This is a genomic window from Streptomyces sp. NRRL WC-3549, assembly GCF_000721935.1.
Taxonomy (GTDB): Bacteria; Actinomycetota; Actinomycetes; order Streptomycetales; family Streptomycetaceae; genus Streptomyces.
Genome location: NZ_KL585455.1, coordinates 2,189 through 7,113 on the forward strand (window position 1 = coordinate 2,189; position 4,925 = coordinate 7,113).

General features: G+C 69.6%; 2 protein-coding genes. Both read left to right on the top strand.

Features of this window, described 5'->3' with window-relative positions:
- The coding region (locus tag IH13_RS0135645; protein WP_031091214.1) for a M4 family metallopeptidase at positions 1-1,437 on the top strand (1,437 nt) is incomplete at its 5' end.
- Between the two features lie 348 nt (positions 1,438-1,785).
- Entirely contained in the window at positions 1,786-4,776 is a 2,991-nt protein-coding gene (locus IH13_RS0135650) for a S8 family serine peptidase (RefSeq protein ID WP_234433510.1), read from the top strand.
- The last annotated feature ends 149 nt before the right edge of the window (positions 4,777-4,925 follow it).

The following is a 4,925-nucleotide window of genomic DNA, read 5'->3' on the forward strand; positions in this document are numbered from 1 at the left end:
GGCTACACCCTCACCGACGCCGCGCACGGCGGCACCATCGTCTACGACTCCTACAACAGTCCGCAGACGAACCCGAGACAGAACGCGCGCCCCTTCTCCAAGACCTCCAACACCTGGGGCAACGGCACCGCGTCCAGCCGCGAGAGCGCTGCCGTGGACGCCTCCTACGGCCTGGCCAAGACCTGGGACTACTACAAGAACGCCTTCAACCGCAGCGGCATACGCAACGACGGCCGCGGCGCCCCCGCCTACGTCCACGTCGACAACAGCCTGGTCAACGCCTTCTACGACGACAACTGCTTCTGCATGTACTTCGGCGACGGCTCCTCGCAGAACCGCAACACCCCCGTGACCGCGGTCGACGTGGCCGGCCACGAGATGAGCCACGGCGTCACCGCCGCCACCGCCAACCTCAACTACTCCGGCGAGTCCGGCGGCCTCAACGAGGCCACCAGCGACATCTTCGGCACCATGGTCGAGTTCTCCGCCAACAACACCGCCGATCCCGGCGACTACTACATCGGCGAAAGGCTCAACATGCCCGGCGGCTACCTGCGCCGGATGGACAACCCCTCCGCCGACGGGAACTCGCTCTCCTGCTGGAACTCGGGCGCGGGCTCGGTGGACGTCCACTACTCCTCCGGCATCGCCAACCACTTCTTCTACCTCGCCTCCGAAGGAACCGGCGCCAAGACCATCGGCGGCCTTTCGCACAACGGAACCACCTGCAACAACGACACCTTCGCGGGTATAGGCAAGGACAAGGCCGCCGCCGTCTGGTACCGCGCCCTGTCCGCCTACATGACCTCCAGCACCAACTACGCCGGTGCCCGCACCGCCACCCTGCAGGCCGCCGCCGACCTCTACGGGGCCAACTCCCAGGAGCGGTACCTCGTTTCCAAGGCGTGGGCGGCCGTCAGCGTCGGCACCGCACTGCCCGACCCCGGCACCGGAACGCCCACGCCCACGCCCACGCCCGATCCGACCGATCCCCCCAGCGGAAACGCGCTGGCCAACGGCAGCTTCGAGCAGGGCACCAGCGGCTGGACCCAGAGCGACAACATCATCACCAACTCGTCCCTGCAGCCGGCCCGCGACGGGTCCTGGTACGCCTGGATGATGGGGTATGGCGCCGACGCCGTCGAGTCCGTGTCCCAGTCGAACATCGCTGTGCCGTCCACCGGCGCACCGAAGCTCACGTTCTGGCTGAAGGTGTCCACCCAGGAGTACGGCTACGCCGCCTACGACACCCTCAAGGTCAAGATCAACGGCACCACGCTCGCCACCTACTCCAACGCCAACGCGAGCTCCGGATACGTCCAGAAGACCGTCGACCTGTCCGCCTACAAGGGCCAGTCGGTGAAGCTGGAGTTCGCCGGCACCGAAGACACCTACCTGGCGACCATCTTCCTGCTCGACAACATCGCCATCGGCTGACCGGCCCCCTCGCCCCGCGCACTCCTGCGGCCGGAGCCCCTTCTCGGGTGCTTCGGCCGCAGGAGCCACCGCAAGCACAGGGCGGCCCGGTTCCCACTCAGCAGGTTGCCCAGTGTGGACAACCACCATCTGCCTATCCGTCCCGTGCATGACAGCTTTGGTCGTGAATGTCCTCCCGGAAGGTCAAATCGCCGCGTAGGGGGAGGAAATTGCGTTCACTCATCTCGGACCGCCCGTCAGTTACTGCTGATAGAAGGCGATTTGGAGAATTCCGCCCCTAGCGCACGCCGCACGCGAGCAGCCCACGCTCGCCTCCCCGGCATGCGTGGAAACCGATGAGGAGAGTCCGTGCCACTCCTGCCGCGACGAACGTCGCGCAACTGGCGAGCCGCCCTCGCCGCCACGCTCACCACCGGCCTTGCCGCGCTGAGCCTTCCCCTCGCCACGACCGCCACCGCCGTCCCCGCCGGCGCTCCGGTCGCCGAATCCGCCACCGGTACCTATCTGGTCACCCTCGCCGACGAGCCGCTGGTCACCTACGACGGCGGGGTCGGCGACCTCCCTGCCACCAAGCCCGCCCACGGCGGCAAGTTCGACGTCGCATCGGCCGCCGCCAGGCGGTACCGCAGCCACCTGACGGACCAGCAGGACCGCGTCGCCAAGAAGGTCGGCGCCAGTGTCCGGCAGCACTACGCCGTCACCACCAACACCTTCAGCGCCCGGCTCGACGCCCGCCAACTGGTGCGCCTCGCCCACACCGGCAGCGTCGTGCACATCGCCCCCGACCGGTTCCACCAGGCCACCGACGACCGGAACTCCACCGACTTCCTCGGACTGTCCGGCCGCAAGGGGCTGTGGAAGGCCTTCGGCGGGACCGCCGAAGTCGGCAAGGGCATCGTCATCGGCGACATCGACACGGGCATCTGGCCCGAGAACCCCTCCTTCCACGCCCCGGCTCTCACCTCTCACAAGCCCGGCAAGAAGGACCCCCACCGCCCCTACCGCAGCGGCGCCACCACCCTCATGCACAAGGCGGACGGCGGCGCCTTCAAGGGCACCTGCCAGACCGGCGACAGCTTCACCGCAGCCGCCTGCAACGAGAAGGTCATCAGCGCCCGCTACTTCGGCGAGGGCTGGTTGGACGCCGTTCCGGAGTCCAACCGGGCCGGATACGTCTCCCCGCGCGACAGCCAGGGCCACGGCACCCACACGGCATCCACCGCGGCCGGCAACGCCAACGTCCGCGCCACGGTCGGCGGCGAGGACCTCGGCACCGTCTCCGGCGTGGCACCGGCGGCCACCATCGCCGTCTACAAGGCCCTCTGGCAGAGCAGGGACGGTCAGCAGGACGGCGGTCTGACCAGCGACCTCGTCGCCGCCATCGACCAGGCCGTCGCCGACGGCGTCGACGTCATCAACTACTCGCTCGGCGCCACGTTCGAGAGCGCGTACAACGATCCGGCGCAGGTCGCGCTCCGCAACGCCGCCGCTGCCGGAGTCTTCGTCGCCACCGCCGCGGGCAACTCCGGCCCGGGGGCGTCCAGCCTCTCCAACACCGCGCCCTGGACCACCACGGTCGCCGCCGGCACCATCAAGGCGCACACCGGCACGGTGGCGCTCGGCAACGGCGCGCGCCATACCGGCATCAGCACCACTGTGCACCGGCAGGTCGGCCCCGCCCCGCTCGTCCTGGGCTCAGCGGTCCGGGTCTCGGACACCGTGGACATCTACGCGGACTACTGCATGCCGGACTCCCTCGACCCCGCCCGCACGGCCGGGAAGATCGTCGTCTGCGAACGGGGCGTCAACGGGCGCGCCGACAAGTCCGCCGAGGTCAAGCGGGCCGGCGGCATCGGCCTTGTGCTGGTGAACTCCGGCGACGAGAGCACGGACGGCGACCTGCACAGCGTGCCGGCCGTCCACCTCGACAAGGCGGAAGCGGCGCCCGTGCGCACCTACGCCGCCACGAGCGGAGCCACCGCCACCCTCACCGAGGGAGGCGCCTCGGGCGTCTACCCGCAGGTGGCCGGCTTCTCCTCGCGCGGCCCCTCGCTCGTCGGCAACGGCGACCTGCTCAAGCCCGACATCACCGCGCCCGGCGCCACGATCCTCGCCGCCGTGTCCCCCGACGGTAACCACGGCCGTGACTTCGACTACTACTCCGGCACCTCCATGGCCACCCCGCACATCGCCGGGCTGGCGGCGCTCTATCTCACGGAGCACCCCACCTGGTCCCCGATGAGCATCAAGTCGGCCATGATGACCACCGCCACGCCGACGAAGACCGCGGACGGCAAGAACAGCGACGACGCCTTCGCGCAGGGCGCCGGTGAGGTGGACGCACGGGCCATGCTGCGCCCCGGACTCGTCTACGACTCGGGCGAGCGGGACTGGCTCGCGTACCTCGAAGGCTCCGGCGTGGACACCGGAACCGGTGTCGAGGCCATCGACCCGAGCGACCTCAACTATCCGTCCATAGCCGTCGGTGACCTCTTCGGCCAGCAGACCATCACCCGCACCGTCACCGCGACCGCGGCCGGCACCTACCGCGCCCGGGCGAGCGTCCCCGGCGTCAAGGCCACGGTGAGCCCGTCCGTACTGCACTTCAGCCACCCCGGCCAGAAGCGCACCTTCACCGTCACCCTGGACGTCACCACCGCGCCCGCGGGACGCGCCGCCACCGGATCTCTCACCTGGACCTCGGGCCGCACCACCGTCCGCAGCCCGATCGTCGTGACCCCGCAGACCGTCCGCGCCCCCACCGAGATCAAGGGCTCCGGCTCCAGCGGCTCGACCGGATTCTCGGTCACCCCGGCCACCAGCACCCTGACGGCCACCGCCTACGGACCGGTCTCCTCGCCCGTCACCAAGGGCACCCTGACCCAGATGCAGGAGATCTACTACGACACCGAGATCCCGTCCGGCACCAAGGCGTCGCAGATCACGGTCCACTTCGACGCGGCGGAGGACACGATCACGGGCCTCCTCTGGGGCAACAAGGTCGACGGGGTCCTCCAGGACGTCCAAATCGCCGTCCCCGACAGTGACGGAACGATCACCCTCACCGTGCGGCATCCCACGGCCGACGCCCTCTTCGTGTCCCTGGTCGCCATGGGGGCGGACAGCGAGACTGTCACTCCGTACACCTATCAGGTGAACCACATCACCGCTGACAGCCCCGTCACCGGCAGGGTCGCCGTCACGCCCGAGCGGGCCCGCGTCACCCCCGGCAAGCCGACGGACCTGACCGCCACTTGGTCCGGCGTCCCGGCGGACACCCGGTCCGGCGCCTGGATCGATTACGGCAACGGTGCGGGCAGCTTCCTGACCCTCAACTGAATCCCGGCACCCGGAGGCGGGGGCGGCATACACACACGTGCCGCCCCCGCACACGCGCTCCGCACATGCCGGCTACTCGAACAGCAAGGAGCCGATGAAGTCTCCCGCCTGAGGCTCGACTGAGCTGCCCTGGGTTTCGTAGCGGCCGG